Below are 25,885 nucleotides of genomic sequence, written 5' to 3'. Positions count from 1 at the left end.
GTAGCGGCGGCCGGGGTAGCCCTCGGCGTACTTGTTGGTCAGCACCGAGCCCTGCGCCTCGAGCACGCCCACCGGCGCGAAGTTCTCGGAGGCGATCATCTCCAGGGTGGACTGCTGACGGGTCAGTTCGTCGGCGACGGCCGCGGCGACCTCGGGGTCGACTTCGGACAGGTGCTGGTCGAACGTCGTCATCAGTTCTCCTGGGTGAGCGCGGCGTACGCGGCGGCGTCGAGCAGGTCCGGCACGTCCCCGGTCAGACGCACCTTCAGCAGCCAGCCTTCCGTGTACGGGTCGGAGTTGATGACCTCGGGGGTGTCGGCTGTGGTGCCGTTCACCTCGACGACCTCGCCGGACACGGGCGCGTACAGCTCGCTGACCGACTTGGTCGACTCGACCTCGCCGAACACCTCGCCGGCGGTGATGGTGGCGCCGGCCTCGGGCAGCTGGACGAACACGATGTCACCGAGCGACTCGGCGGCGAAGGCGGTGATGCCGACGGTGGCGATGCCGTCCTCGACGGACAGCCACTCGTGTTCCTTGGTGTACTTCAGGTTCTCGGGGATGCTCATGGCTCAAAAGTCCTTACGCGCGGGAGTAGAAGGGCAGGGCGACGACCTCGACGGGCTCGATCCTGCCCCGGATGTCGACGGACAGCTCGGTGCCGGGCTCGGCGTACGCCCGATCGACGTACGCCATGGCGATCGGGTAACCGAGCGTGGGCGACAGCGCGCCGCTGGTCACCTCACCGATCTCGGCGCCGTCGGCCAGCAGCTGGTAACCGTGCCGCGGAGCACGACGACCGGCACCTTTCAGCCCCACTCGCACGCGCGGGACGTCCTGCTTGGACCGCTCTTCGAGGGCCGCGCGGCCGACGAAGTCGCCAGGCTTCTCGAACTTGACGACGCGCCCGAGCCCGGCCTCGAACGGGCTCTGGTCGAGCGTGAGTTCGTTGCCGTACAACGGCATCCCGGCTTCGAGCCGCAGCGTGTCGCGGCAGGCCAGCCCGGCCGGGACGAGCCCGTGCGGCTCGCCCGCGTCCATGAGCAGACGCCAGACCGCCGGCGCCTCGTCGGCGTTCACGAACAGTTCGAAGCCGTCCTCGCCGGTGTAGCCGGTGCGGGCGAGCAGGACGTCGTGGCCCTTCACGACCGCCGGGACGCTGGCGTAGTACTTCAGCGCGTCGAGGTCGGCGTCGGTGACCGACCCCAGGATCGTCGCGGCGTTCGGGCCCTGGACGGCGATCAGCGCGGTCGTCTCGCTGCGGTCGTCGACCACCGCGTCGAAGCCCGCGACCCGCTCGGCCAGCGCGTCGGCGACGACCTTGGCGTTGCCCGCGTTCGCGACGACGAGGTAGTGCTCGTCTTCCAACCGGTAGACGACCAGGTCGTCGAGGACGCCGCCGGAAGCGTCGCAGATCATCGTGTACCGCGCCCGGCCCGGCTTGACCCCGGTGAGGTTGCCGACCAGCGCGAAGTCCAGGACGTCGGCCGCCTGCTTGCCCGTGACGTGGATTTCGGCCATGTGCGAGAGGTCGAACAGGCCGGCCGCCTCACGGACCGCCTTGTGCTCGGCCAGCTCGCTGGCGTAGCGGACCGGCATGGACCAGCCGGCGAAGTCGGTGAACAGCGCGCCGAGTCCCTTGTGGACTCCGTGCAGGGAGGTCTCTTTCGACACTGGAGCTCAGCCTTCGTAAGCGTTGAGGGGCGGGCAGGAGCACACGAGGTTACGGTCGCCGCGGGCGCCGTCGATGCGCCGCACCGGCGACCAGTACTTGTTCTTGCGGGAAACACCCGCCGGGTACACGGCCAGCTCGCGGTCGTAGGGCTTGTCCCACTCGCCGACCAGCGTCTCCGCGGTGTGCGGCGCGCCCCGCAGCGGCGACTCCTCGGCGCTCCAGCGACCGGCAGCCACCTCGTCGATCTCGGCGCGGATGGCGATCATCGCGGCGATGAACCGGTCGATCTCGCCCAGGTCCTCGGACTCGGTCGGCTCGACCATCAGCGTGCCCGCGACCGGGAACGACATCGTCGGCGCGTGGAAGCCGTAGTCGATGAGCCGCTTCGCGACATCGTCGACCGTCACGCCGGTCTCCTTGGTGATCTGCCGCAGGTCGAGGATGCACTCGTGGGCGACCAGGCCGTCCTGGCCGGTGTAGAGCACCGGGTAGTGCGGGGCCAGGCGCGAGGCGACGTAGTTCGCGGCGAGCACCGCGACCTTGGTGGCGGCGGTCAGGCCGGGCGCGCCCATCATCCGGACGTAGGCCCAGGAGATCGGCAGGATCGACGCCGAGCCGTACGGGGCGCCGCTGATCGGGCCGACGCCGGTCGCCGGGCCGGCCTGGTCCAGCAGCGGGTGGTTCGGCAGGTACGGCGCGAGGTGCGCGCGCACCGCCACCGGGCCGACGCCCGGGCCGCCACCACCGTGCGGGATGCAGAAGGTCTTGTGCAGGTTCAGGTGCGAGACGTCGCCGCCGAACTCGCCCGGCTTGGCCAGGCCCAGCAGGGCATTGAGGTTCGCGCCGTCGACGTACACCTGGCCGCCGCCGTCGTGGACGATCTTCGAAAGCTCGTCGATGTCGTGCTCGTACACGCCGTGCGTGGACGGGTAGGTGACCATGATCGCCGCCAGGGTGTCGCGGTGGGTGTCCACCTTGGACCGCAGGTCGGCGAGGTCGACGTTGCCCTCGTCGGTGCACTTGACGACGACCACGCGCATCCCGGCGAGCACCGCGGACGCGGCGTTGGTGCCGTGCGCGGACGACGGGATCAGGCAGACGTCGCGAGCCTCGTCGCCGTTCGCGCGGTGGTACGCGCGGATCGCGAGGAGCCCGGCCAGCTCGCCCTGGCTGCCCGCGTTCGGCTGCAGCGACACCTTGTCGTAGCCGGTGACCTCGGCCAGCCAGTCGGCCAGCTGCCCCACGAGCGTGTGGTAGCCGGCGGCGTCCTCGGCCGGGGCGAACGGGTGGATGCCGGCGAACTCGCGCCAGCTGATCGGCTCCATCTCGGTGGTGGCGTTGAGCTTCATCGTGCAGGAGCCGAGCGGGATCATGCCGCGGTCGAGCGCGTAGTCCAGGTCGGACAGCTTGCGCAGGTAGCGCAGCATCGCCGTCTCGGAGCGGTGGGTGCCGAAGACCTCGTGGCCCATGAAGCCGCTCTCGCGGGCGAGGCCGTTCGGCAGCGCGACGCCGTCGTCGACCTCGGCCTCGATCTTGAACGCGCCCAGCACCTTGGCGGTGATCGCGGGGGTGCTGACCTCGTCGAACGCGACGCGGACGTGGTCGGCGTCGACGTGGCCGAGGTTGATCCCGGCTTCGCGGGCGGCCGCGTGGATCTCGGCGGCCCGGCCGGGAACGTGCGCGACGACGGTGTCGAAGAAGGACTCGTGCACGACCTCGACACCGGCCTGACGCAGGGCGCCGGCGAAGCCCGCGGCGAGGCCGTGGACGCGCCGGGCGATCTTCTTCAGGCCGTCGGGGCCGTGGTAGACCGCGTACATCGCGGCCAGCACGGCGGGCAGGACCTGCGCGGTGCAGATGTTGGACGTCGCCTTCTCGCGGCGGATGTGCTGCTCACGCGTCTGCAGCGCGAGCCGGTAGGCCGGGTTGCCGTCGGCGTCGACCGAGACACCGACCAGGCGCCCGGGCAGCGAGCGCTCGAGCCCGGAGCGCACCGACATGAACCCGGCGTGCGGACCGCCGTAGCCGAGCGGGACGCCGAAGCGCTGCGTCGAACCCGCCGCGACGTCGGCGCCGAACTCGCCGGGCGCGGTGACCAGCGTCAGCGAGAGCAGGTCGGCGGCGACGGTGAACAACGCGCCCGCGGCCTTCGCCGACTCGGAAATCGCGTGGTAGAAGCCGCGGCCACGCAGCACGCCGGACGCGCCCGGGTACTGGACGACGACGCCGAAGAAGTCGTCCGGCAGGCCGGTCAGCAGGTCGCGGACCTCGACCTCGATGCCCAGCGCTTCGACGCGGGTCCGCACGACGGCGATGGTCTGCGGCAGGCACTCGGCGTCGAGGACGACCTTGTTCGACTCGGACTTCGACGCGCGGCGCATCAGCGTGACGGCTTCGGCGACGGCGGTCGACTCGTCGAGCAGCGAGGCGTTCGCGGTGGCCAGGCCGGTCAGGTCGGCGACCATCGTCTGGAAGTTGAGCAGCGCTTCGAGGCGGCCCTGGGAGATCTCCGGCTGGTAGGGCGTGTACGCGGTGTACCAGGCCGGGTTCTCGAGGACGTTGCGGCGGATCACGCCGGGGGTGACGGTGTCGGAGTAGCCCAGGCCGATCATCTGCGTCATCGGCCGGTTGCGGGCGGCGAGGGCGCGCAGCTCCGCGGTGGCCTCCTCTTCGGACGCGGCCGGCGGGAGGACCAGGTCATGGGTGGCGCGAATAGCGGTCGGCACGGCCGCGCCGACGAGGGCGTCCAGGCTGCCGTAGCCGCACTCGGCCAGCATCTTCGCGCGTTCGGCCTCGGACGGGCCGATGTGGCGGGCGTCGAACTGCGTGGAAGTGATGGGGAGCTCCTCGGGCCTGGGCACACAACGGTGCGCTGGGAACTCCCCCTCTGTCATGGCACCTGAGAGTTTCACCGTGCGGGACACGGCTTTCACCTTGGGTGAGGCGCGGGTGCGCCTGCTTTCCAGAGTGGCCTCGCACGAAGCGGTAACAGGTACCTGAGAGATTCTGGGGAGTTTGCTCCTTCGGTGCCCCACTGACTTCGTGGAGGCTCTCCCGCCCCGGCTCTACGGCCCGATCTGCAGTTGTGACGGTCACGGTACCTGCCGGGTTCGAGGTCCGTCTACTTCACCCGGGCAACGCCACATCACCCTTCGAGCGCGGCTCGATCCGCGACGCGCCGCACGACGCCCCCGGCCAGCGCCGGTGGCCGGCGCACCCGGCCCGAGGGCAGGACCAGGCGTTTCAGCGGGCCGCCCACCGGCACCGGCGGGTGCCCGGCGCCCAGCAGCACCTGCTCGACGATCTGCTCGGCGAACCAGGCCACCGAGTCGTTGAGCCGGTCCAGCGAGGGGCGGTCGCCGTCGAAGACGTCCTCGTCGGCGAGCGTGACCTCGAAGTACGCGCAGCCCGGCGGGACCGAGATCGCTTCCTCGATCGCCCGCGCGCCCGCCAGCGGGTCCGCGAACCCCGCTTCGAGCAGCGGCTCGCGGTAGATCCGCGCGGCCCGCTCGCGCATGCGGGGGCCGTAGCGGACCACGACCGGGAGCCGTCCGGTCAGGTCCGGCACGCCCAGGCCGTGCAGCAGCATGATCGGCGGCACCGAGTGCACCAGCCGCGGCGCGGGCTCGGCCAGCTCGCGGGCGGTGATCCGGACGCGGTCGGCCATCGCGTCCGGGAGGCCGAAGTAGCGGAAGTCGACGTTGCCGAACCCGAGGCCGTCGGCGACCAGCGACGCGAGCAGCTCGCCGTACCCCCAGATCGGCGACAGCACGACGACCGGCGGCGCGGCGACGACCGGCGACGGCACGGGCGGACGCGTCGCCTCCTGTTCGGGCACCTGGATCACCAGCCGCGGCGGCTCGTGCCAGTCGTGCACCTCGGCGACCCGCCAGTACAGCCCGAGTGGCCGCCACAGCTCGCCGAGGACGTCGTGCTCGAGGATCCGGCGCACCTCGGCGTCGTCATGGGGGAAGCCCGGCGGCGGCACGATCCCGACGTAGTGGTGGTAGGTGACGCGGACCTCGTCGCCGCGGGTCGCGGAGCGGATCCGCATCTCCCAGTCGACCGGCGACGCGGCGATGAGGTTGGCCACCTGCGTGCCGGGCGAGGAGTAGACGAGCGCGGTGGCCTGCCGGAGGAACTGCCCGGCCTGGTCGATGCCCTCCCGCAGTGCTTTCGCGGCCTGCGCGACGTGCACCGGGCTGGCCAGGCTGTCGGGCAGCACCCCGGCGACGCGCAGCAGCTCGGCCTCCCCGAGGCCGGTGACCTCGGCGAGCTGGGCCCAGTGGTCGAAGACGGTCACCTTCGGCGCGTGCCGGTGTTCGATCCAGCTCCGCAACGTCGACGTCGGAACGCCGATCCGGCGCGCGGCCTCGTCCAGGGACAGGCCCCGCGAGCGGATGCCGGTCCGGACCGCTTCCGCCCACTCGTCGGCGCGCCAGTGCGTCACCTCACAAAGCTAACGAAACCCGCTAGCTTTGCGCAGGGACGAATCGCCCACCCGGCGTCGACGCTGGTCACCATGACCACCACCGTCGTCGTCCTGACCCTGATCGTCGGCGTGCTGACCTTCGCCGCCGGCGCCTTCCTCGCCTCCGAGATCGCCGTCCGCGTGCTGCGGCGCCGCGAAAAGCTCGTCTCCGAAGAGCGCCGGAAGCTCAACGCCGCCTGGAACTACCTCCGGGAGGTCTACGGCGTCAAGAAACCGACGTCACGCCGTTAGAGCGGGGTGACGTACGCGCCGGAGATGCCGCCGTCGACCAGGAACTGGGACGCCGTGATGAAGCTGGCGTCGTCGCTGGCCAGGAACGCCACCGCCGCCGCGATCTCCGACGGCTCGGCGAACCGGCCGACCGGCACGTGGACCAGCCGTCGGGCCGCGCGTTCCGGGTCCTTCGCGAACAGCTCCTTGAGCAGCGGCGTGTTCACCGGTCCCGGGCACAGCGCGTTGACGCGGATGTTCTCCCGCGCGAACTGGATGCCCAGCTCACGGCTCATCGCGAGCACCCCGCCCTTGGACGCGGTGTAGGAGATCTGCGACGTCGCCGCGCCCATCACCGCGACGAACGACGCCGTGTTGATGATCGACCCGCGACCCTGGCGCTGCATGTGCGGCAGGACGGCCTTGCAGCAGTAGTACACCGACGTCAGGTTGACGCGCTGCACCCGCTCCCACGCCTCGATGCCCGTGGTCAGGATGGAGTCGTCCTCGGGCGGTGAAATCCCCGCGTTGTTGAACGCGACGTCGACCGAGCCGAACTGCTCGACCGTGCTGTGGAACAGGTTCTCGACCTGCTCGGCGTCGGTGACGTCGGTCTGGATGAACGCGCCGCCGACCTCGTCCGCGGCCGCCTTGCCTTCGGCCGGCGTCAGGTCCCCGATGACGACCTTCGCGCCTTCGCTCGCCAGACGGCGCGCCGAGGCGAGCCCGATGCCGCTCGCGCCGCCGGTGATCACCGCGACGCGGCCTTCGAAACGCTGGACCATTACTCCTCCGTGCTCAGAAAGACGTTCTTGGTTTCGGTGAACGCCGCCGCGGCGTCGGGGCCCAGCTCGCGGCCGAGGCCGGACTGCTTGAACCCGCCGAACGGCGTCCAGTAGCGCACCGAAGAGTGCGAGTTCACCGACAGGTTGCCGGCTTCGACACCGCGCGCCACCCGGAACGCGCGGCCGGCGTCGCGGGTCCAGATCGACCCGGACAGGCCGTACTCGGTCGCGTTGGCCATCCGGACCGCGTCGGCCTCTCCGTCGAACGGCACGACGGCGACGACCGGGCCGAAGACCTCGTCCGCCACGGCCGGGTACCGCAGGTCGGGCGGGGTGAGGACGGTCGGGGGGAACCAGTAGCCGGGGCCCGACGGCGCGCTGCCGCGGAACGCGACCGGCGCGTCGTCCGGCACGTAGGAGGCCACCTTTTCGCGGTGCGCGGCCGAGATCAGCGGGCCCATCTCGGTCTTCTCGTCGCCCGGGTCGCCGACGACGACGCCGTGCACCGCGGGTTCGAGCAGCTCCATGAACCGGTCGTACGCGCTCGCCTGCACCAGGATCAGCGACCGCGCGCAGCAGTCCTGGCCCGCGTTGTCGAAGACGCCGTAGGGCGCGGTCGCCGCGGCCTTCTCCAGGTCGGAGTCGGCGAAGACGATGTTCGCGTTCTTGCCGCCCAGCTCCAGCGTCACGCGCTTCACCTGCGCCGCGCAGCCGGCCATGATCTGCTTGCCGACCTCGGTCGAGCCGGTGAAGACGACCTTGCGCACGCCCGGGTGGTCCACGAACCGTTGCCCGACCACGGATCCCTTGCCCGGCAGCACCTGGAAGACGTCCTCCGGGATGCCCGCCTCGCGCGCCAGCTCGCCCAGCCGGACCGCGGTCAGCGGCGTCAGCTCGGCCGGCTTGAGGACGACGGTGTTGCCGGCCGCGAGCGCGGGCGCGAAGCCCCAGCCCGCGATCGGCATCGGGAAGTTCCACGGCACGATCACGCCGACCACGCCCAGTGGCTCCTGGAAGGTGACGTTGACGCCGCCCGGGACGGGGATCTGCTTGCCGATCAGGCGTTCCGGCGCCGCGGAATAGTAGGTGAGGACGTCACGGACGTTGCCCGCTTCCCAGCGGGCGTTGCCGATGGTGTGCCCGGAGTTCTCGACCTCGAGCCGCGCGAGGTTCTCGAGGTCGGCCTCGACGGCGTCGGCGAAGCGGCGCAGCAGCCGCGCGCGGTCGCCGGGGGTGACGTCGCGCCAGCCCGGGAACGCCGCCTGCGCGCGGGCGATCGCCGCGTCGGTCTCCTCGGCGCTGGTCAGCGGAATCGTCCGCACCACCTCCTCGGTGGCGGGGTTCAGGACGTCGAACGTGCTGGTCATGTCCTCTCCTTGCTCGCGTCGACGAGGGCGGCGAACAGCCGGACGTCGTCGCTGTCCTGCTCGGGGTGCCACTGGACGCCCAGGGTGAACTCACCGGGCACTTCGGCGGCTTCGATGGTTCCGTCGGCGGCCCAGCCGACCGGTTCGAGGCCGTCGCCGAGCCGGTCGATCGCCTGGTGGTGGTAGCAGAGCGTCTTGGTTTCCGGGCCGAGGATCGCCGCCGCCCGGCTGCCGTCGGCCAGGGTGACGGTCCCCCGGCCGAACGTCGCCGGCGCGGGCTGGTGCTCGGTGGACTCCGTCGCCTCCGGCAGGTGCTGGGTGAGCGTGCCGCCGAGGGCGACGCTCATCACCTGCAGGCCGCGGCACACGCCGAGCACCGGCTTGCCCTGGCGCCGCGCCGCTTCGAACAGGCCGAATTCGAACGCGTCCCGCTCCGGCCGCGTGTAGGTGGCCGGGTGCGGCTCCTGGCCGTAGCGCTCCGGTTCGACGTCCGCGCCGCCGGTGAGCACCAGGCCGTCCACAGTGGACACGAGCCGGTCGTACGCGTCGGACACCGGCGGCAGCAGCACCGGGATGCCGCCGGCCGCGACGACGCAGTCGACGTAGACGCGGTGCAGCAGCGCGGCTTCGGTCTCCCAGACCAGGAACTTCGCGGGCTCGAGGTAGCTGGTGAGACCGATGACCGGCTTAGAGTCGCTCGAAGCCACGAACCCGCTCCCAGTCGGTGACGGCGGCGTTGTAGGCGTCGATCTCGATCTTCGCCGCGTTCAGGTAGTGGTCGACGACGTCGTCGCCGAACGCTTCCCGCGCCAGGGTGCTCTCCGCCAGCGCCGCGGCGGCCTCGGGCAGCGTGGTCGGGACCGTGCCCCGGTCGGAGTGGTAGGCGTTGCCGACGAAGGGCTCTTCCAGCTCCAGTTCGTTCTCGATCCCGTGCAGGCCGGCGGCGATGAGCGCGGCGACGGCCAGGTACGGGTTGACGTCCCCGCCGGGCACGCGGTTCTCGACGCGCAACGACTCGCCGTGGCCGACGACGCGCAGCGCGCAGGTGCGGTTGTCCGTGCCCCACGCGATCGCGGTCGGCGCGAAGCTGCCGGGCACGAACCGCTTGTAGGAGTTGATGTTCGGCGCGAAGAAGTAGGTCAGCTCGTGCAACCCGGCGAGCTGGCCGGCGAGGAACTGCTCCATGAGCGTCGAGAAGCCGTGGTCGTGGTCGCCGGACAGGACGGCCCGGCCTTCGGTGGAGCGCAGGCTGATGTGGATGTGGCAGGAGTTGCCCTCGCGCTCGTTGTACTTCGCCATGAACGTGAGGCTCTTGCCCTCCTGCGCGGCGATCTCCTTGGCGCCGTTCTTGTAGACGCTGTGGTTGTCGCAGGTGCTCAGGGCATCGGTGTAGCGGAAGGCGATCTCCTGCTGGCCGGGGTTGCACTCGCCCTTGGCGGACTCCGGGTAGAGCCCGGCGCCGGACATCTCGTTGCGGATGCGGCGCAGCAGCGGCTCCAGCCGCGCGGTGCCGAGCATCGAGTAGTCCACGTTGTACTGGTTGGCGGGCTTGAGGCCGTGGTAGCGCTTGTCCCAGGCGGCTTCGTAGGTGTCGTCGAAGACGATGAACTCCAGCTCGGTCCCGACGTACGCGGCGAGCCCGCGCTCGGCGAGGCGCTCGAGCTGACGGCGCAGGATCTGCCGCGGCGACACGCTGACGGCACCGCCCTGCACGCGCTCGACGTCGGCCAGCACCAGCGCGGTGCCCTCCTGCCAGGGGATCTCCCGCAGCGTGGCGAAGTCGGGGCGCAGCACGAAGTCGCCGTAGCCGCTCTCCCACGACGAGAGCGCGTAGCCGTCGACGGTGTTCATGTCGACGTCCACGGCCAGGAGGTAGTTGCAGGCCTCGGTGGCGTGGCCGACGACCTCGTCCAGGAAGTACTCCGCCGAGCAGCGCTTGCCCTGGAGCCTGCCCTGCATGTCCGTGATCGCGACGAGCACGGTGTCGATCGTGCCCGCGTCCACGCGCGCCCGGAGCTCGTCCAGCGTGAGCATGCCTCGTCTGCGTGCCATCTGCCGCCCCAAAGGTTTGATGCGAATCCTTTGCGGGTCCTTCCTACCCGGTGACGTCGCCGGGGTCAACCGGAACAAAGGTACTTTATTGAACCATTGAATCGAGGTGTGGTGAGCGGTTCCGCCCGCCCGGGTCCGGCGCGGCGGATTGCGCGGTTTGCCCGTCTGAGAAGAGTCTGTGAATTCCGCGCGAGCGGGAGGAATCCGGGGTACTCCCACGTTGAACGGGGCAGGAGAGGTGAGATCGATGACCACAGCATTCACGCAGCAGAGCACGATCGGACAGCAGCAGGCCCGGCCCCAGCTGCCCACCCTGCCCACCGGCTGGCCGATCGGTTCCTACGAGTCCTACGAGCAGGCCCAGCGCGCGGTCGACCACCTCGCGGGCACGGACTTCCCGGTCACCGACGTCACGATCGTGGGCGTGGAGCCGATGCTCGTCGAGCGCATCGCCGGCAAGATGTCCTGGGGCAAGGTCCTGGGCAGCGCGGCGACGTCCGGCGCGATGTTCGGTGTGTTCCTCGGCCTGGTGCTGAGCCTGCTGAACCCGGGCGCGGGCCTGGTCCCGATCGTGATCGGCCTGGTCGCCGGGCTCGGGTTCAACCTGCTCTTCGGCGCACTCGGGTACGCGGCCAACCGCAACAAGCGCGGGTTCGTCTCCCAGAGCCAGCTGGTGGCGCGCCGCTACGACGTCCTGTCCCAGCCCCGCAACGCCGAGAAGGGCCGCGCACTGCTGGCGGACCTCGCGGCCCGCAGCGCTTTCGGCCACTGACGCACTGACGCACTGAGGAGCGAAGGCCACCTCCCTTCCGGAGGTGGCCTTCGTCGTGCCTGGGGACAACTCCGCCGGCCACCCCGGAAACTGTCGGTGCCCGCCGGTAGCGTGGAAATCGGGGGCTGCTCAGGTCCCCGACGACACCGCAGGCGCGTCCGGGAGCGCAGCCGGGTCCGGCAGCCGCGCGGCCCGGCCCTCGCGCAGCAGGTCGCCCCAGCGCGTGCGGTCGTACTCCGCCGGAGGCGTCTGCGCCAGGAACTCGCGCAGGATCTCGAGGAACCGCTTCGGGTCCGACCGGTGCGGGAAATGGCCGGCGCCCTCGAACAGCACCAGCTTGCTGCCCGGCATCGCCCGGTGCGCGCGCCGGGCGTGCCCGCTCGGTACCACCCGGTCGTCGGTCCCCCACACGAGCAGCGTCGGGATCCCCTCGGTCAGGTAGCAGCGGTCCAGCATGTTGACGACCTGACCGCGCCAGTCGACGACCGAGCGCAGGGTGCGCAGGAACGCCGAGCGCGTGCCCGGTTCGAGCAGCCGGACGTAGCGGGTCAGCACGTAGTCGAGGTCGGGGCCCAGCCCCAGCCCTTCGGACACCCGCAGCAGCTCGGCGAACCCGCGCAGCACCGTCAGCGCCGGCCGCGTCCCCAGCAGCGGCAGCGCCAGTCCCGCGCCCGGTGCGGCGGCCAGCCGCAGCAACGGGTGCACGCTCGCCCCGACCCCACCGGAGCCGACCAGGACGAGCCGTTCGCAGCGTTCCGGGAACTGGTAGGCGAACTGCATCGCGACGCCGCCGCCGAGCGAGTGCCCGATCACCGTGACCCGGTCGACGTCGAGCGTGGTCAGCAGATCGCGCATGCCGCAGGCGTAGGCCGCGACGGAGTAGTCGGCGCGCGGCTTGGCCGAGGCGCCGTGGCCGAGCAGGTCGGGCGCGATCACCGTGTGGTCGGCCGACAGCGAGGCGAGCAGCTCCAGCCACGTCGCCGAGTCGTCGCCGATGCCGTGCAGGAACAGCAGGGCCGGGCCGCGCCCGGCCATCCGGTAGGCGCGCTCGTACCCGTGGATGACCCGTGTGCGCGGGGCGAAGGTGTCCGTCCCGACCTCGGTGAGTGGCACGCACCCAGCTCAGCACGCCCGCGTTCGCGGGACGTTTCGCGCACGTTGGCATCGGGTGAACGCCGGGAGCGGCCCCGACCCGGCTCCCGGCGTTCGTTCCCCCGTTACTTCGTCGGCGTCGGCGTGGCCGGCGCGGACGAAGACGTCGGTGTGCTCGACGGAGAAGGCGCGGTCACCTTCGGGATCGCCGCGCTGAACGGCACGCCCGCGTTCTCGCGGCAGGACGAGCGGTACCCGTTGTAGCCGTTGTAGTTGCCCTGGTCGTCGGTGACGCCCTGCTCGATCTTCGGCCGCGGGAACCGGTTGTCCGCGCCGATCTTCTCCTTGGTGCCGCTCGAGCGCTCGCAGCCGTAGCGGGTCACCGTGAGCGGCCGGCCCTCTTCGTCGTAGAGGTAGATCTCGGTCAGCGGCTTGCCCTCGGCGTCGAACGCGTAGACGTTCTCGATCTCGTGGTTGCCGTAGGTCAGCTGGTCGTTGCCGTACCGGTCGGACGTCTGGTAGTACGACGGCGAGTTCGAGTAGGAGTTCCGGTTCGAGATCAGGTCGACCGCGGCGCCGAACCCGCCCAGGATGCCGCCGATGACGAACGCCGAGATCGGCACGGTCACCCACAGCAGCCGCCGGTCGCCGCGCAGCCGCGGGCCCGCCCACACGGCCGCGCCGCCCGCGACGAGCAGGAACGGCAGCAGCAGCACCGCGGTGCGCGAGCGCAGCATGAGGAGCAGCCCGAAGGCGAGCAGCACGACGGCGCACACGATCCACCAGGCCGGCTTGAGCGAAGCGAGGTAGCTCAGCGCCTTGCCCGAGTCCTCCTGCTGCCGCCCCTTGTTCAGCGTCCGCCGCAGCCACACCACCTCCGGCAGCGCGAGCACCGGCTCGACCCCGCCCTTCAGCAGCAGGAACAGGCTGATCAGGAACACCGGCAGGAAGAGCACCGCGCCCAGCAGCCCGTCGGGGTCGACGCGGACGGCGGCCGCGAACGCGAACAGCGCGAGCGCCACCGCGCAGAGCACCAGGCCCCAGAACGCGATCCGCGGCTTCGCGAGGCTCGGGTTCCTGGTCGCGGCGAGCACCTGCGTCGCGCCTTCGGCCGCCGGCGGGTACCCACCCGAGGCGCGCAGCTCGGCGGCGTAGCTTTCGGGCGTGCCGAGCCGTTCGATCAGGGCCTCGACGCGGGCCCCCTCCCCCAGCTCGGCCTCCAGCTCCGTCAGGTGCGGGCGGACGTCTTCGAGGATCTCTTCGATCTCGCTCGCGGGCAGGTCGGCGAGCGCGGTGCGGACCCGCGCCAGATAAACCCGCACGGCGGTCGGCTTGTCGCTCATGCTGCCTCTCCCAAAAGCATGTTCATCGTCGATGCGAAGCTCTGCCAGGTCTTGCCCGACTCCGCCAAGCGGAGCCGGCCCGGCTCGTTCAGGCTGTAGTACTTGCGGTGCGGGCCCTCTTCGCTGGGCACCACGTACGAGGTGAGCAGGCCGGCCTTGTAGAGCCTGCGCAACGTCCCGTACACCGACGCGTCCCCCACCTCGTGCAGGCCGGCGCCCCTGAGTCTTCGCAGGACGTCGTACCCGTAGCCGTCTTCCTCGCGGAGCACCGCGAGCACGGCCAGATCGAGCACCCCTTTGAGCAGCTGACTGATCTCCACTGCACCCTCCAGTCTTACGCTTGGAAAGGTACCACGCATTGCGCAGTAGTGCGCACGGCGGAGGGCCAGCCGCCATACTTGCCGGGGAATCTCATGAGGGGTGATCGATGGATCTGGTGAAGACGGACTTCGAGGTGCTGGACGAGCGCTTCGCGCGCGTCAACGGCGACGAGTGGATGCAGCGCCTGCACACCGGCTGCCGCTGGACGGAGGGGCCGGCCTACTTCCCGGCCGGCCGCTACCTGGTGTTCAGCGACATCCCGAACGATCGCACGCTGCGCTGGGACGAGACGACGGGCCGGGTCGGCGTCTTCCGTCAGCCGTCCGAGTACTCGAACGGCCACACTGTCGACCGCCACGGACGGCTGATCAGCTGCGAGCAGGGCCGCCGGCGGGTGACGCGCACCGAGCACGACGGGACGATCACCGTGCTGGCGTCGGAGTTCGAGGGGAAACGCTTCAACAGCCCGAACGACGTCGTCGAGCACTCGGACGGGTCAGTCTGGTTCACCGACCCGAGTTACGGCATCGACAGTGACTACGAGGGGTACCAGGCGGAGAGCGAGATCGGGGCGTGCCACGTGTACCGCATCTCCCCTTCGGGTGACGTGCGGATCGTCGCGGACGACTTCTCCCGGCCCAACGGCTTGGCGTTCTCGGCCGACGAGTCGCTGCTGTACATAGTGGACACGCGGCAGAAACCCAGCCACATCCGGGTGTTCGAGGTGGGCCCCGACGGCGCGCTGACCGGCGGATCGGTGTTCGCGACGTGCGACAACGGCGTGTTCGACGGAGTCCGGGTGGACAGCGAAGGCCGACTCTGGGCGGCGGCCCACGACGGTCTGCACTGTTTCGCGGCGGACGGTACCCGGATCGGCAAGCTGCGGATACCGGAGATCTGCTCGAACTTCACGTTCGGCGGCCCGCGCGGGAACGACCTGTTCATCACCGCTTCCAGCTCGCTGTACACGCTCCGGGTGACGGTGAGCGGAGCACGCTACCCGCGCTGACGGGCACGCCGAGGTGGCCTCGGTTGCGTTGACGCTCAGCCGAGCGCGCTCGTCCGGAGGCGCTCGACCACCGCGTCGCGCTGCCAGGCCCGGCTCACCCGGACCAGCCAGGCCGCTTCGGCGCCGACGTCCGCGTCCGCTTCCGCCAGGGGCGCGGGCTCCGTCTGGCCCGGCTCGAAGCGGCGTCCCTGGCGGCCCGCCTCGATCGCCGCGGCCAGGGTCACCGCCTCGACCGTCGGGGCCAGGTCGGCCTCCGGGACTCCCGCCCGGCGGGCCGCCGTCTCCGCGCGGGCCGGGAGGTCCGGGTCGAAGTGGGCGCGCAGCGCCAGGTGACCGTCGCGGATCTCGATCACCCTGCGGTACAGCGCGAACTCGGCGCCGCCCGTCAGCTCGCGGCCCGGGTCCAGCGCGATGCCCGGCACCGCCGCGCGCAACGCCGTCCACAGCGGCTCGATGCGGCGGTAGGCCCGGTACGCCCGCACCCGGCCGATCACCGACGTCACCGCCGGCGACCACGCGCTGAGCGTCGCGCCGGCCGTCACGAACCCGATCGTGGCCGCCGCGAGCACCGAGGACGGCAGGTCCTCGCGGGCGCCGATCCGGCCGGTCTCGGCGAGGCGGCGGACGTCGTCGATGTCCCAGAACGTCCACGCGAACGCGGCACCCACGCCGACCACCAGCAGCCACAGCCCGGTGCGCAGCGGGCCCGGCTCCGCGTGCCACGCGCTGCGGCCGAACACCGCGATCAGCAGGCCGAGGCTGATCAGGCTGTAGGCCAGGAAGACGATCTTGTCGGCCAGGGCGAACCCGACGCCGGCGTCGGAGAAGACCGTGTCGTCGCCGACGCGCCGCGGTTTCGAGAGCGTGAAGCACACCGCGAGCAGCACCATCGACGCGCCGGTGAACAGCGCGTGCGGGGCGAGCCGGGCGCCTTCGCCGCGCCACACCGACTGCGTGAACGCCACGGCGAAGCCGATCGCGCCCAGCTTCAGCTCGTCGCCGGCCAGGCTGAGGACCCACTCGGCCACCGGGCCCGGGCCGGCGAGGGCGGCCATCGCCGGGGTCAGCACGAGGATGCCGGTGGCGATGCAGATGCCGAACCCGGCGAGCAGCCACATGGTGCGCACCGGCTGGCTGCGGCGCGCCTCGACGAGCTTGTACCCGAACCCGGCGAACCCGACCAGGCACAGGTGGTAGGCCAGGGTCTCGATCACGGCGCCCGGCGGCGGGACCGGCCGCCGAAGAGGGAGTCGAAGCGCCGCAGGCCGTCCGGGGCGTCGGGCGCGAGCTCGCGCGGCTCCCCGGGCCGGACGACGCGCTGGGCGAGCAAACTCGCGACCAGTTCGGCTTCGCGTTCCTCGACCTCGGTGTAGGTGGTGCGGCCGAGCACGCGCCGGACCAGCTCGGGCGAGAGGCTCGGCATGAGCTGCCGCCCGGCGGCGGCGTCGAGGGCGACACCGTCCGCGCCGCCGGCCGGGCCGGTGTGGCCGCAGAGCAAATGGCCGACCTCGTGGAGCAGGATGTGCTGCCGGTGCAGGGCGGTGGTGGTGGTCGGGTAGAGGATGTAGTCGGCGCGTTCGGTGCTCATGAGCAGCCCGCACGGAGCGCCTTCGGGCGCGCTGACGGGCATGAGCTCGATGGGCCGCCCCCGCTCGGCGGCCAGGCTCGCGACGAACGTCTCGGCATCGAAGGGCTCCGGCAGGGTGACGGCGTCGGCGACCTCCCGGGCCCGCTTCCACAGCACCCGTCCCGGTCTCCGCCGCCACGACGTTCGCGCCACGTCAGCCCTCCCTCACGCCGCGACCCCACGGCTCCGGCCGGTTCAACGCGGCGACGTCGGCGGGGATACGCGGAAGGAGCAAGATCGGTCGCACGGTTTCCGGGTCGGCGGACGAGGTGGCGCTTCGATGGCTCGCGAGAGAGCGCGACCGGCTGCGCGACTTCCCGCGCAAGCCGGCGTCTGGCCGCTCGACCTCGGCGAATCCCGCTGTGCCCGGCATCGCGAACGCCGTCACCTCAGGCCTCCTTCTTCGGTCCGCCGCGACCGGCCTCCCTCCGGGCGATCGCGTCGACCATGTCGCTGATCGTGTCCAGTCCGTCCGCCGACAGGGTCACCGCGCGCAGGGCCAGGTCGCGGACCCCCGCGTCGCGAAGGGCGCCCAGCAGGGCCAGCTCCTCGGCGATCTTCGTGCTCTGCTCGTCGTCGAAGAAGTATGCCGGAGGCACTCCGAAGAACTGGGCCAGTGCCTCGAGGTGACGCTTCGTCGGGTTGTCACGGCGGCCCGTGCGCAGCTGCCACAAGTACGTCGTCGAGAAGCTCTCGCCTGTTGCCTCGCGACAGGCCTTCGCGACCTCTTCGTTGCTGTACGGCTCCCGATCGGGCCTGCGGACCACGTGGAACAGCCGGTCGATCTTGTCGGCCAGCGTCGACTTTCCGGGCTCCTTGGCCACGATGCACTCCCTCAGCTACCAGGCACATTCATCTTAGCTGAAAGCTGAACACCATTTATCTACCCAAGTTTGGCCCGAGGGCGTGGCTGACACCGTGGACACGAGAACGACGACCGGTTCATGAACGGCTCCCGCCGGATCGCCGTGCCGCACCGGTGGCACGGCAGCCCCTCCTGGCCGTACGCGTCCAGCGACCGGTCGAAGTACCCCGACTGGCCGTTGATGTTCACGTACAGCGCGTCGAATGAGGTCCCGCCCGCGCCCAGCGCCGCGTTCATCACGTCCGACGCCGCGGACAGCAGCTCGCGCCCCTTGGCCAGGGTCAGCTTCTCGGTCGGCCGGGACCAGTGCAGGCGGGCCCGCCACAGCGCCTCGTCCGCGTAGATGTTGCCGATGCCCGACACCAGCGTCTGGTCCAGCAGCGCCCGCTTGACCTCGGTGCGCCGCGACCGCAGCGCGCGCACCGCCGCGTCGAGGTCGAACGCCGGGTCCATCGGGTCGCGCGCGATGTGCGCGATCGTGTCCGGGAGCAGCACCTCGCTGCCGATGTCGCTGAGGTCGTCGAGCGCCAGGCCGCCGAACGTCCGCTGGTCGACGAAGCGCAGCTCAGGACCGTCGTCGTCGAAGCGCAGCCGGACGCGCAGGTGCTTCTCGTCCGGCGCGCCCTCGGGCTGGACGAGCATCTGCCCGCTCATCCCGAGGTGCGCCAGCAGCGCCTCCTTGTCGGACAGCTCCAGCCACAGGTACTTGCCGCGGCGCCGCGCGGCCTCGACGCGCGTGCCGGCCAGTCGCTTCGTGAAGTCCTCCGCGCCCAGCGCGTGCCGGCGGATGGCGCGCGGGTGCAGGACCTCCGCCTCGCGGATGGTCCGGCCCGCGACGTGCGCCTGGAGGCCCACGCGGACGACTTCGACCTCGGGGAGTTCGGGCATGCGTTCATTGTGCCCGTGAGGTACGACAGTTTTCGCGAAGGCTACGGAGCGGCCGGTCCGACGTCGGCCTTCGTCAGCGGAACGCGGGTGGCGCCGGCGAGGAACTCGTCAGCCCCGACGTCGAAAGCGCCCGAACGGGACTGCAGGTCGAAGTCCTTCGCCGCGAACGGGTACGAACCCACGCCCGCGTCGATCGCCGGGCTCCCCGACGCCAGCCGGTACAGCCCGGCCGCGTCCTTCACCAGCTTCGGGTCCACCGAACGGGACGGGATCCCCGCCGACCCGCCGAAGGTGATGTTGCCTTCGTACTTCACCGTCGACCCGCCGGGCAGCGTCACGAGCGGGCCGGACGTCCCCTTGACGATGTTGTCCGCGACCACGCAGTCCTTCGGCTTGAAGTCGCCGCCGTCACCGTCGATCACGCTCTTCGAGCCCAGCACCGTGTTGTACGCGACCGTCACCCGATCGGGTCGATCGTGGAGCTTGCTGGTCGGCCCGCTGTCGGCCTCGTCGCCGGACCCGAACACGATCGCGCGGTCGCCGGAGTTCGCGACGTAGTTGTTCACGATCTTGTGGTCGTTCCCGTGGAACCGGATTCCCGATCCGAAGAGGACATTGCCCTCGACGGTGCTGCGGTTGCCGTGGCGCAGGACTATGTAGCCCTTGCTGTCCCGGATCGTGTTGTACCGCACCACGTTGTCCGACGACTTGACGGAGATCGCCTCGCTGTCGCCGTCCGCCTTCTCGAACAGGTTGTTCTCGATCAGCGCGTCGGCCGTGTACGACTGGTGGTCACTGAGGCCCAGCCGGATCGACTCGCCACCGTTCGAGCCGCTGAACTGGTGGTTGTAGAAGTAGTTGTGGTGCACGTGGACGTGCTTGGCCATCGCGCCGGACGGCCCGAGGATCTGCAGGAACACGCCCTGGGTGGTGCGGTTCTGGAAGACGTTGCGATCGACGACGGTGTCGTCGCCGCTGACCGTCACCCAGTTGCCGTCGGTCGAGAGCTGGAAGTCGTTGCGGGTCAAGCGGTTGCCCGGCGCGCCGGCCGGGACGCTCAGCTTCGCGCTGCCCCGGAACTTGAACCCCCGCAGCACGACGTTCGAGACGCCGCTCGCGAAGGCGAACGTCTTCGAGCCGGTGATCGTGGCCTGGCCGGTGTGCTCCGCGGCGACGGTCACCGGCGCGGCGCTCGTGCCGGACCGCTTGATCGACAGCGTCGAGCCCGCGGAGTAGGAGCCGTCGGCGAGCACGATCGTGTCGCCGGGGTTCGCTTTGTCCACAGCGGACTGCAGCGCCGAAAGCGACGTGACGCGGACCTGCGCGGCCGAGGCCGCCGGTCCGGGCACGACGAAAAGCGCCACCGCGAGCAAGGGGACGAAGAACAGACGCATTCCGCCAAACCTCTCAGTCAGGTACGAGCGCGGCGGATCGCCACACGCTACTGAGCGGTTCGGGAAATCGTCAACGGAGGTTCCCGGTGATCAGGACTCCGGTTCGTCCTTCTTCTCGGCTTCGAGCTCGGCCGACAGCGAGCGCCAAGCCGTCTCGGCGGCCTTCTGCTCGGCTTCCTTCTTCGTCGACCCGTTGCCGTTGCCCATCGGGCGGCCGGCGACGAGCACGGTGGCCGTGAACTCCTTGCGGTGGTCCGGACCGGTGTCCTCGACGCGGTACTCGGGCACGCCGAGACCGGCCGACGCCGTCTGCTCCTGCAGGCTGGTCTTCCAGTCGAGACCGGCGCCGCGCAACGGGGCTTCGGCGAGCAGGCCGTCGAAGAGGTGGTGCACGAGCTTGCGGGCGATCTCGATGCCGTGTTCGAGGTAGACGGCCCCGATGACGGCTTCCAGGCCGTCCGCGAGGATGCTCGCCTTGTTCCGCCCGCCGGTGAGCTCTTCGCCCTTGCCCAGCAGCAGATGCGCCCCGAGCCCGCCCTCGCCGAGCCCGCGGGCGACCCGCGCCAGCGCGTGCATGTTGACGACGCTGGCGCGGAGCTTCGCGAGCTGACCTTCGGGCAGGTCGGGATGCGTGGTGTACAGGTGATCGGTGACGACCAGGCCGAGCACGGCGTCACCGAGGAACTCCAGCCGCTCGTTCGGCGGCAGGCCCCCGTTTTCGTACGCGTACGAACGGTGGGTCAGCGACAGCTCGAGCAGCTCGGGGTCGAGTGTGACCCCGAGCGCTTCGAGCAACGGCGCCGGATCGGCTGGTGGTCCCCCGGGCGTCTTGCCCCCCATGTCGGCTACCCGATCAGGCGGGCTCGACGACCTGGCGGCCGTTGTGCTGGCCGCACGACGGGCACGCGATGTGCTGGAGCTTCGGCTGCTTGCAGGCGCGGTTGGAGCAGGGCACCAGCTGCACCGGAGCCGCCTTCCACTGGCTGCGGCGGGAGCGCGTGTTGGATCGCGACATCTTCCGCTTCGGGACGGCCACGAGTAGATCTCCTTAAGACGGTCTGCTCGCGGTGCGAGCGAACTTCCTCCGCAACGAGCTGGGGCGCTCGTCAGGCTTGCTCGGCGGGACCCGGCGCAGGCTGCTCGCCCGCATTCTCGTCGAAGCGCTCGACCAGTGCGGCCCACCGAGGGTCTATCTTCTCATGCCCGTGTCCGGGCTCGAGATCGGCCCACTTGACGCCGCAGTCGATGCAGAGCCCGGCGCAGTCTTCGGTGCACAGCGGCGCCAGCGGCAGGGCGAGCACGACGGCGTCGCGCACTATGGGCTCGAGGTCGATCCGGTCGTCGATCAACCGGGGGATCTCGTCCTCGTCGGTGGTCTCCTCGGTGGCCGAGCCCGGGTAGGCGAACAGCTCCTGGACCTCGACCTCGACCTCCTCGGTCAGCGGGTCGAGGCAGCGCGCGCAGGTGCCCTTCGCGGTCGCCGTGGCGGTGCCGCTGACCAGGACGCCTTCGACGACGGACTCGAGCAGCAGGTCGAGCTTGAGCTCGGAGCCCGCGTCGATGGTGATGACATCGGGGACGCCGAGGGGCGTCTCCACCGGCACGCTGCGCGTGAGGGCGCGGCTCAGGCCGGCGTGACGGCCGAGCTCCCGGGTGTCGATCACCCAGGGGCTGCGGTCGTCGAGCTGGGGGGTCTTGTTCTCGGACATCCAGTCCAGAGTACGCACCGGGTGCCACCCCTTTCGAGCTGGCACCCGCGCAGGTCGGACCTACCGGGCGAGGCGCGGACGGCGTCCCGCGAGAGGTGAGAGACTCGTCACACCTGGTAGTCGTAGAGCGTCGGCCGGCCACCCGAGCTCGGCAGATTCGCCGGGGAGCGCAGGTGGTTGCGGCCCGAGTCGACCGTCCGCAGCGTCGTCGCCAGCAGCTCCGAGAACTCCGCGAGCTTCCCGTCCACGTACGCGTCGCAGTCCGCGCGCTGGCGGTCGGCCTCCGCGTGGGCCTCGTCGACGATGCGCGCGGACTCCGCGTGCGCCGCCTGGACGACCTCGGTCTGCGCGACCAGCCGGGACTGCTCGAGACGGCCGTCCTCGATGGCGCGGTCGTAGGCGTCGCGGCCGGCCTGGATCATGCGCTCGGACTCGGCGCGCGAACGGTCGGTGAGGTTCTGGTACTCGGCCTGGCCCGCCGCGACCGTGCGGTCGGACTGGTCGTGCGCGTCGGCGAGCATCTGCTCGGCGCGGGCGCGGGCGTCGGCCAGGATGCGCTCGGCTTCGTCGGTGGCATCGGCGATCGCGCGCTCGGCCTCGGCGTTCGCGCCGGCGACCGTCTCCCCCGCCTCCTTGCGGGCGGCGTGGATCAGGTCGTCACGCTTGTCGAGCACGTCCTGCGCGTCGTCGACCTCCGCCGGCAGTGCGTCGCGGACGTCGTCGAGGAGTTCGAGGACGTCTCCGCGGGGCACCACGCAGCTGGACGTCATCGGGACGCCGCGCGCCTCCTCGACGATGGTGACGAGCTCGTCGAGCGCCTCGAAAACCCGGTACACGGCAACTCCAATCCCCTGTCGCTGAGATCAGTCTGCCCGTTTTCCGCGCGGAACCGGTGAACGCCACCGGCACCGGGCGTGTCCCCCTGGACCACACCCGGCGCCGGCGTCCCCCTACTGGGCGACGAACCCCGGATCGGTGACGAGCGCGATCAGCTGCCGGTCGTCGAGCACGAGCCCGTCCCCGGCGGGGGCGTCGATCCGCGGAGCGGGGAGGCCCAGCTCGGCCGCCGTCATCGGGGCGACCCGCCCGAGGTCGCTGACGTCGACGGAGGTGCCGTCGACGCGGTAGTGGGCGGCCGCGCGCCCGGCCACCGTGGTGGACGGCGGCGCGCCCGGCAGTCCTCCTTCGGAGACCTCCGAGATCACGACCGTGCTGCCGTCCGGCCGGGGGATCCTGTCGCACCGCATCCGGCCGCCCGGCGGGCACGCCTGCGACACCGGCAGCGTGTTCCGCGCCACCGTGAGCTTCCCCAGGATCGCGAGGGTGAAGCTGTGTCCCTTCCCCTCGTGGTCGACGAAGGAAATGCTCGTGCTCATCTCGTCGGCGTGCAGCTCGCCACCCATGCTGTAGAAGCTGTCGATGACGATCTTGCGCGCACCCGGGATCACCGCGGGCAGCACTTCCTCGAGGTGCGCCAGGTTCCGCAGTTCCAGCGGGGTCTGCGGCTGCTGCGGCGGCTTGACCACGATCACCGGCGGCAGGTACGTCGCCGCCGGGGGTGTGGGCGGCGGCGGTGACGGCCGCAGCGCCACGACCGCGGCGCCGGCGATCCCCAGCGTCACGGCCACGGTCGCCACGGTCGCGCGGCGGTTGCGAAGCCGCTTCGCCGCCTTCGTCGCGACGTCGTCGGGGTCGAACCCGAGGGGAGGCTCGGCGAGCACCACCTCGCGCAGCCTGGTCTCCAGGTCGGTCATCACACGCTCCTCTCCGCGGCCGAGGACTCCAGCCGCGTCAAAGCCGCGCGCAGCGCTTCGAGCCCGCGCGCGGCTTGGCTCCGGACGGTTCCTTCCGAGCAGCGCAGTGCCTTCGCGACGTCGGCGACCGGGAGATCGGCGCAGTAGCGGAGCACGACGGCCGCGCGCTGTTTCGGCGGAACCTCGGCGAGGGCGCGGAGCAGGTCACCGGAGATGCCGGCGTCGGCCGGATCGAACCGCGGCTCTTCGGGGACGACGCCGTCGCGACGCTCGTTGCGCCGCCAGGGTCGCCGCCGCTCGTCGAGCCAGCAGCGGAGCAGGACCTGTCTCGCGTAGTTGTCGACGGGCCCCGTCCGGGCGACCTTCGGCCAGACCCGGTAGAGCTTGATGAGCGCGACCTGGACGAGGTCTTCGGCCAGGTGCCAGTCACCGCACAGGAGGAACGCCGTCCGCCGCAGCGGCAGCGCCCGTTCCCTGGCGAACTCCCGGAACCCCGCCTCGTTCCCAGACCGCATCGCGCCTCCCCGTCCGATGTTCCACCGGTACTCACGGGCGGGGAAGCGCGGCGCGTTGCACGGGAACTCAGGAATTCAGGTCGATCCGCTTGAAGGTGACGTAGTGGTCGGGCGTGTAGGCCAGCTCGCCCGCCTTGCCGGAGATCACGCGGTCGTTCGTGCCGACGGTGAAGAGCTTGTAGTAGCCGGACGCGCAGGCCGGGAGGACGCCTTCGCGGTTCTCGTAGGTCGTGCTGCTGGTCGCCCCGCCGCGGACGTTGTCGACCACCGTGCGAGCCGCCGCCGACAGCTGCGAGTAGCCGATCTTCGTCAAGCCGGAAAGGTCGCCGCAGGCGTGGGTCGTGCCGCCGCCGCTGATGTCGATGACCTTGAAGGTGGCGTAGTGGTCACCGGTGTAGAAGTACTCGCCGCCCGAGCCGGTGATGATGCGCCGCGTGCCGCGGTTGCTCGCGCCGGGCGTCGGCACCGTGTACTCGTGGTAGTAGCCCGACGCGCAGGACGGGAGGATGCCCTCCCGGTTGTCGAAGACGACGCCGTCGTTCTGCGGGTATGGGAAGGGGCCTCCCTTCCGGATCAGGTTGTACGTCGTCGTCGCCTCGGCGGGCAGGGCCGAGAGGGTCGTGTGAGAGAACCCGGAGAGGTTCCCGCAGGCGTTCTGGGCGGCGACGGCCGGAGCCGCCGCGTCGGCGGCGGTGACCCCTGTGGACAGCATGGCCAGGAGCGCGAAAAGGACCGCGACCAGGCGTGATCGGTAGTTGGTCATTTTCGGACCGTAACCCGATCGGATGATCGTCAGAAGGCGCCGAAGTGAACTCACAGCGGGGTGGGGCGAAGTTCCGACCAAGGTCGCGGTCCATCCGGCTGACCCGGATTGAAAAATCCCTTGTGGAGGGTCAGCGGCCGAGCTTCGGGAACTTCTCCGAGAGGCGTTCGTAGACGACGGCCGGCACCAGGTGCTCGATGTCGCCGCCGAGGGCCGCGACCTCCTTGACCAGCGAGCTGGACACGAACCCGTACGCCGGGTTGTTCGCCATCAGCAGCGTCTCGACGCCGGTCAGCTCGCGGTTCATCTGCGCCATCTGCAGCTCGTAGTCGAAGTCGCTGACCGAGCGCAGGCCCTTGGCGATCGCCGCGATGTCGTTCTCGCGGCAGTAGTCGACCAGCAGGCCTTCCCACGAGTCCACCCGGATGTTCGGGAGCTTCGAGGTGATCTTCCGCAGCATCTCCAGGCGCTCCTCGATCTCGAAGAGGCCCTTCTTGCTCTTGTTCACCCCCACCGCGACGACGACCTCGTCGAACAGGATGCTCGCCCGCTCGATGATGTCGAGGTGCCCGTTGGTGGCCGGATCATAGGAACCGGGACAGACCGCACGCCGCATGGCGCGGACGCTACCGTGCCGCAGGTCGCGGCGCCCGCTCTGCCGCGCGTGGGCCGCGTCACGAACTGCGGTAGTCCGCCCAGAAGACCGCCGTGTCGCCGTACTTCTTCGCGCGCGAGGGCTCGAAGGCCGCCGGCCAGTCCGGCTCGCCGTCGCGGGCCGCGCGCTCGACGACGACCAGCGCCGCCTCCCCCAGCCAGCCGCCCGCCGCCAGCGAGGCCAGCACCTTGCCGAGCGCGGCCGCGTCCACGGCGTACGGCGGGTCGGCCAGCACCAGGTCGTACGGCCGGGGCGCGGGGGCCGCGACCACCGTCTCGACCTGCCCGGCGCGGACCGTGCCGCCCAGGCCCAGTGCCGCGACGTTGCCGCGCAGGACGTCCACCGCGCGCCGGTCGGCCTCCACGAACAGCGCGTCCGCCGCCCCGCGGGAGAGCGCTTCGAGACCGAGGGCACCGGAGCCCGCGTAGAGGTCGAGGACGTGGGCGCCGTCCAGCTCGCCCGCCGTCTCCAGGGCGTTGAACAGGGCTTCCCGCACACGCTCCGACGTCGGCCGGGTGCCCTTCGGCGGCACCTTCAGCCGCCGCCCGCCCGCCGTCCCGGCCACGATCCTGGTCACCCCTTGATTGTGCGGGGATG

General features: G+C 71.0%; 28 protein-coding genes, 1 pseudogene and 1 riboswitch. Of the genes and pseudogenes, 3 read left to right on the top strand and 26 right to left on the bottom strand.

What is annotated here, in order from left to right; all coding sequences use genetic code 11:
• From ABZ342_RS41985 to ABZ342_RS41965, 5 genes and pseudogenes are all read right to left on the bottom strand, one after another.
• Positions 1-192: pseudogene (locus tag ABZ342_RS41985) on the bottom strand (serine hydroxymethyltransferase); the annotation flags it as partial.
• Complete coding sequence (gene gcvH, locus ABZ342_RS41980) at positions 192-569, bottom strand: glycine cleavage system protein GcvH (RefSeq protein WP_360485641.1); 378 nt, start codon at positions 567-569, stop codon at positions 192-194. The pseudogene ABZ342_RS41985 and the gene gcvH, both read right to left, overlap by 1 nt.
• 13 nt (positions 570-582) lie before the next feature.
• Positions 583-1,674: a glycine cleavage system aminomethyltransferase GcvT gene (gcvT, locus tag ABZ342_RS41975; RefSeq protein ID WP_360485638.1), complete on the bottom strand. Its 1,092-nt coding sequence runs from the start codon at positions 1,672-1,674 to the stop codon at positions 583-585.
• Between the two features lie 6 nt (positions 1,675-1,680).
• A complete protein-coding gene (gene gcvP, locus ABZ342_RS41970; RefSeq protein WP_360485635.1) occupies positions 1,681-4,569 on the bottom strand; it encodes an aminomethyl-transferring glycine dehydrogenase in 2,889 nt (962 codons plus the stop codon).
• Positions 4,553-4,651, bottom strand: a riboswitch (glycine riboswitch). Its footprint overlaps the gene before it by 17 nt.
• 169 nt (positions 4,652-4,820) lie before the next feature.
• Complete coding sequence (locus ABZ342_RS41965; RefSeq protein WP_360485632.1) at positions 4,821-6,125, bottom strand: helix-turn-helix transcriptional regulator; 1,305 nt, start codon at positions 6,123-6,125, stop codon at positions 4,821-4,823.
• A gap of 72 nt (positions 6,126-6,197) precedes the next feature.
• Between ABZ342_RS41965 and ABZ342_RS41960 the strand changes: the two genes are divergently transcribed.
• Positions 6,198-6,398: a hypothetical protein gene (locus ABZ342_RS41960; RefSeq protein ID WP_360485629.1), complete on the top strand. Its 201-nt coding sequence runs from the start codon at positions 6,198-6,200 to the stop codon at positions 6,396-6,398.
• Here ABZ342_RS41960 and ABZ342_RS41955 read toward each other — a convergent pair.
• The 4 genes from ABZ342_RS41955 to ABZ342_RS41940 are packed head-to-tail and all read right to left on the bottom strand — an operon-like array spanning position 6,395 to position 10,581.
• Positions 6,395-7,162 (bottom strand): 3-oxoacyl-ACP reductase, encoded by a 768-nt coding sequence (locus ABZ342_RS41955; protein WP_155545188.1) that lies wholly within the window; start codon positions 7,160-7,162, stop codon positions 6,395-6,397. The two genes, ABZ342_RS41960 and ABZ342_RS41955, sit on opposite strands and share 4 nt — an antisense overlap.
• Complete coding sequence (locus tag ABZ342_RS41950) at positions 7,162-8,529, bottom strand: aldehyde dehydrogenase family protein (RefSeq protein WP_360485626.1); 1,368 nt, start codon at positions 8,527-8,529, stop codon at positions 7,162-7,164. The genes ABZ342_RS41955 and ABZ342_RS41950 overlap by 1 nt, the downstream gene beginning before the upstream one ends.
• Entirely contained in the window at positions 8,526-9,236 is a 711-nt protein-coding gene (locus tag ABZ342_RS41945) for a gamma-glutamyl-gamma-aminobutyrate hydrolase family protein (protein ID WP_360485623.1), read from the bottom strand. Before ABZ342_RS41945 ends, ABZ342_RS41950 begins: the two co-directional genes overlap by 4 nt.
• Positions 9,217-10,581 (bottom strand): glutamine synthetase family protein, encoded by a 1,365-nt coding sequence (locus tag ABZ342_RS41940; protein WP_360485620.1) that lies wholly within the window; start codon positions 10,579-10,581, stop codon positions 9,217-9,219. Before ABZ342_RS41940 ends, ABZ342_RS41945 begins: the two co-directional genes overlap by 20 nt.
• Positions 10,582-10,828: 247 nt before the next feature.
• Between ABZ342_RS41940 and ABZ342_RS41935 the strand changes: the two genes are divergently transcribed.
• Positions 10,829-11,353, top strand: coding sequence for a general stress protein (locus ABZ342_RS41935; protein WP_155545185.1), 525 nt, complete (start codon positions 10,829-10,831; stop codon positions 11,351-11,353).
• Positions 11,354-11,482: 129 nt separating this feature from the next.
• On the opposite strand, the gene ABZ342_RS41930 is transcribed toward ABZ342_RS41935, so the two are convergent.
• The 3 genes from ABZ342_RS41930 to ABZ342_RS41920 form a co-directional block, all read right to left on the bottom strand.
• Positions 11,483-12,388, bottom strand: a complete 906-nt coding sequence (locus ABZ342_RS41930; protein WP_360485647.1) for an alpha/beta hydrolase — start codon at positions 12,386-12,388, stop codon at positions 11,483-11,485.
• Between the two features lie 182 nt (positions 12,389-12,570).
• Entirely contained in the window at positions 12,571-13,788 is a 1,218-nt protein-coding gene (locus tag ABZ342_RS41925) for a hypothetical protein (protein WP_360485617.1), read from the bottom strand.
• Positions 13,785-14,108 (bottom strand): PadR family transcriptional regulator, encoded by a 324-nt coding sequence (locus ABZ342_RS41920; RefSeq protein ID WP_155545182.1) that lies wholly within the window; start codon positions 14,106-14,108, stop codon positions 13,785-13,787. The genes ABZ342_RS41925 and ABZ342_RS41920 overlap by 4 nt, the downstream gene beginning before the upstream one ends.
• A gap of 107 nt (positions 14,109-14,215) precedes the next feature.
• On the opposite strand from ABZ342_RS41920, the gene ABZ342_RS41915 reads away from it, so the two are divergent.
• Positions 14,216-15,118 carry an SMP-30/gluconolactonase/LRE family protein gene (locus tag ABZ342_RS41915; protein WP_360485614.1) on the top strand — a complete coding sequence of 301 codons (903 nt, stop codon included), beginning with the start codon at positions 14,216-14,218 and terminating at the stop codon, positions 15,116-15,118.
• Positions 15,119-15,153: 35 nt separating this feature from the next.
• On the opposite strand, the gene ABZ342_RS41910 is transcribed toward ABZ342_RS41915, so the two are convergent.
• The 14 genes from ABZ342_RS41910 to rsmD all read right to left on the bottom strand — a co-directional run bounded on the left by ABZ342_RS41910 (position 15,154) and on the right by rsmD (position 25,865).
• Positions 15,154-16,332: an MAB_1171c family putative transporter gene (locus ABZ342_RS41910; protein ID WP_155545180.1), complete on the bottom strand. Its 1,179-nt coding sequence runs from the start codon at positions 16,330-16,332 to the stop codon at positions 15,154-15,156.
• Positions 16,329-16,898 carry a hypothetical protein gene (locus tag ABZ342_RS41905; RefSeq protein ID WP_360485611.1) on the bottom strand — a complete coding sequence of 190 codons (570 nt, stop codon included), beginning with the start codon at positions 16,896-16,898 and terminating at the stop codon, positions 16,329-16,331. The genes ABZ342_RS41910 and ABZ342_RS41905 overlap by 4 nt, the downstream gene beginning before the upstream one ends.
• A 236-nt stretch (positions 16,899-17,134) precedes the next feature.
• Positions 17,135-17,569: a helix-turn-helix domain-containing protein gene (locus ABZ342_RS41900; RefSeq protein WP_155545179.1), complete on the bottom strand. Its 435-nt coding sequence runs from the start codon at positions 17,567-17,569 to the stop codon at positions 17,135-17,137.
• A gap of 59 nt (positions 17,570-17,628) precedes the next feature.
• On the bottom strand, positions 17,629-18,498 hold the full coding sequence (gene mutM / locus ABZ342_RS41895) for a bifunctional DNA-formamidopyrimidine glycosylase/DNA-(apurinic or apyrimidinic site) lyase (RefSeq protein WP_155545178.1): 870 nt from the start codon (positions 18,496-18,498) through the stop codon (positions 17,629-17,631).
• A 41-nt stretch (positions 18,499-18,539) separates the two neighbouring features.
• A complete protein-coding gene (locus tag ABZ342_RS41890; protein ID WP_360485607.1) occupies positions 18,540-19,892 on the bottom strand; it encodes a polysaccharide lyase 6 family protein in 1,353 nt (450 codons plus the stop codon).
• Between the two features lie 90 nt (positions 19,893-19,982).
• Positions 19,983-20,732: a ribonuclease III gene (gene rnc, locus ABZ342_RS41885; protein WP_196425510.1), complete on the bottom strand. Its 750-nt coding sequence runs from the start codon at positions 20,730-20,732 to the stop codon at positions 19,983-19,985.
• Between the two features lie 13 nt (positions 20,733-20,745).
• Positions 20,746-20,928, bottom strand: coding sequence for a 50S ribosomal protein L32 (gene rpmF / locus ABZ342_RS41880; RefSeq protein WP_013223689.1), 183 nt, complete (start codon positions 20,926-20,928; stop codon positions 20,746-20,748).
• A 70-nt stretch (positions 20,929-20,998) separates the two neighbouring features.
• On the bottom strand, positions 20,999-21,601 hold the full coding sequence (locus ABZ342_RS41875; RefSeq protein ID WP_196425509.1) for a YceD family protein: 603 nt from the start codon (positions 21,599-21,601) through the stop codon (positions 20,999-21,001).
• Between the two features lie 107 nt (positions 21,602-21,708).
• A complete protein-coding gene (locus ABZ342_RS41870) occupies positions 21,709-22,437 on the bottom strand; it encodes a DivIVA domain-containing protein (RefSeq protein WP_155545175.1) in 729 nt (242 codons plus the stop codon).
• A 114-nt stretch (positions 22,438-22,551) separates the two neighbouring features.
• Complete coding sequence (locus tag ABZ342_RS41865) at positions 22,552-23,355, bottom strand: hypothetical protein (RefSeq protein WP_360485602.1); 804 nt, start codon at positions 23,353-23,355, stop codon at positions 22,552-22,554.
• Positions 23,355-23,870, bottom strand: a complete 516-nt coding sequence (locus ABZ342_RS41860) for a SigE family RNA polymerase sigma factor (RefSeq protein WP_360485599.1) — start codon at positions 23,868-23,870, stop codon at positions 23,355-23,357. Before ABZ342_RS41860 ends, ABZ342_RS41865 begins: the two co-directional genes overlap by 1 nt.
• 67 nt (positions 23,871-23,937) lie before the next feature.
• Positions 23,938-24,633: a ribonuclease domain-containing protein gene (locus tag ABZ342_RS41855; protein WP_360485596.1), complete on the bottom strand. Its 696-nt coding sequence runs from the start codon at positions 24,631-24,633 to the stop codon at positions 23,938-23,940.
• A 130-nt stretch (positions 24,634-24,763) separates the two neighbouring features.
• A complete protein-coding gene (gene coaD, locus ABZ342_RS41850; protein ID WP_155545171.1) occupies positions 24,764-25,249 on the bottom strand; it encodes a pantetheine-phosphate adenylyltransferase in 486 nt (161 codons plus the stop codon).
• A gap of 58 nt (positions 25,250-25,307) precedes the next feature.
• The gene (gene rsmD, locus ABZ342_RS41845; protein WP_360485592.1) at positions 25,308-25,865 is read right to left on the bottom strand and encodes a 16S rRNA (guanine(966)-N(2))-methyltransferase RsmD; all 558 of its coding nucleotides are present in this window, start codon (positions 25,863-25,865) and stop codon (positions 25,308-25,310) included.
• Positions 25,866-25,885 lie beyond the last annotated feature (20 nt).

It is taken from the genome of Amycolatopsis sp. NPDC005961, from assembly GCF_040629235.1.
Lineage (GTDB): Bacteria > Actinomycetota > Actinomycetes > Mycobacteriales > Pseudonocardiaceae > Amycolatopsis > Amycolatopsis camponoti.
This window is presented reverse-complemented; position numbering and strand designations above follow the sequence as displayed.

Bases quoted from the DNA above. Each gene is read 5' to 3' on its own strand.
- gcvH (WP_360485641.1), bottom strand. From the start codon at position 569: ATGAGCATCCCCGAGAACCTGAAGTACACCAAGGAACACGAGTGGCTG.
- gcvP (WP_360485635.1), bottom strand. From the start codon at position 4,569: ATGACAGAGGGGGAGTTCCCAGCGCACCGTTGTGTGCCCAGGCCCGAG.
- ABZ342_RS41960 (WP_360485629.1), top strand. From the start codon at position 6,198: ATGACCACCACCGTCGTCGTCCTGACCCTGATCGTCGGCGTGCTGACC.
- ABZ342_RS41955 (WP_155545188.1), bottom strand. From the start codon at position 7,162: ATGGTCCAGCGTTTCGAAGGCCGCGTCGCGGTGATCACCGGCGGCGCG.
- ABZ342_RS41950 (WP_360485626.1), bottom strand. From the start codon at position 8,529: ATGACCAGCACGTTCGACGTCCTGAACCCCGCCACCGAGGAGGTGGTG.
- ABZ342_RS41940 (WP_360485620.1), bottom strand. From the start codon at position 10,581: ATGGCACGCAGACGAGGCATGCTCACGCTGGACGAGCTCCGGGCGCGC.
- ABZ342_RS41935 (WP_155545185.1), top strand. From the start codon at position 10,829: ATGACCACAGCATTCACGCAGCAGAGCACGATCGGACAGCAGCAGGCC.
- ABZ342_RS41930 (WP_360485647.1), bottom strand. From the start codon at position 12,388: ATGGCCGGGCGCGGCCCGGCCCTGCTGTTCCTGCACGGCATCGGCGAC.
- ABZ342_RS41925 (WP_360485617.1), bottom strand. From the start codon at position 13,788: ATGAGCGACAAGCCGACCGCCGTGCGGGTTTATCTGGCGCGGGTCCGC.
- ABZ342_RS41915 (WP_360485614.1), top strand. From the start codon at position 14,216: ATGGATCTGGTGAAGACGGACTTCGAGGTGCTGGACGAGCGCTTCGCG.
- mutM (WP_155545178.1), bottom strand. From the start codon at position 18,498: ATGCCCGAACTCCCCGAGGTCGAAGTCGTCCGCGTGGGCCTCCAGGCG.
- ABZ342_RS41890 (WP_360485607.1), bottom strand. From the start codon at position 19,892: ATGCGTCTGTTCTTCGTCCCCTTGCTCGCGGTGGCGCTTTTCGTCGTG.
- rnc (WP_196425510.1), bottom strand. From the start codon at position 20,732: ATGGGGGGCAAGACGCCCGGGGGACCACCAGCCGATCCGGCGCCGTTG.
- ABZ342_RS41875 (WP_196425509.1), bottom strand. From the start codon at position 21,601: ATGTCCGAGAACAAGACCCCCCAGCTCGACGACCGCAGCCCCTGGGTG.
- ABZ342_RS41865 (WP_360485602.1), bottom strand. From the start codon at position 23,355: ATGACCGACCTGGAGACCAGGCTGCGCGAGGTGGTGCTCGCCGAGCCT.
- ABZ342_RS41860 (WP_360485599.1), bottom strand. From the start codon at position 23,870: ATGCGGTCTGGGAACGAGGCGGGGTTCCGGGAGTTCGCCAGGGAACGG.
- ABZ342_RS41855 (WP_360485596.1), bottom strand. From the start codon at position 24,633: ATGACCAACTACCGATCACGCCTGGTCGCGGTCCTTTTCGCGCTCCTG.
- coaD (WP_155545171.1), bottom strand. From the start codon at position 25,249: ATGCGGCGTGCGGTCTGTCCCGGTTCCTATGATCCGGCCACCAACGGG.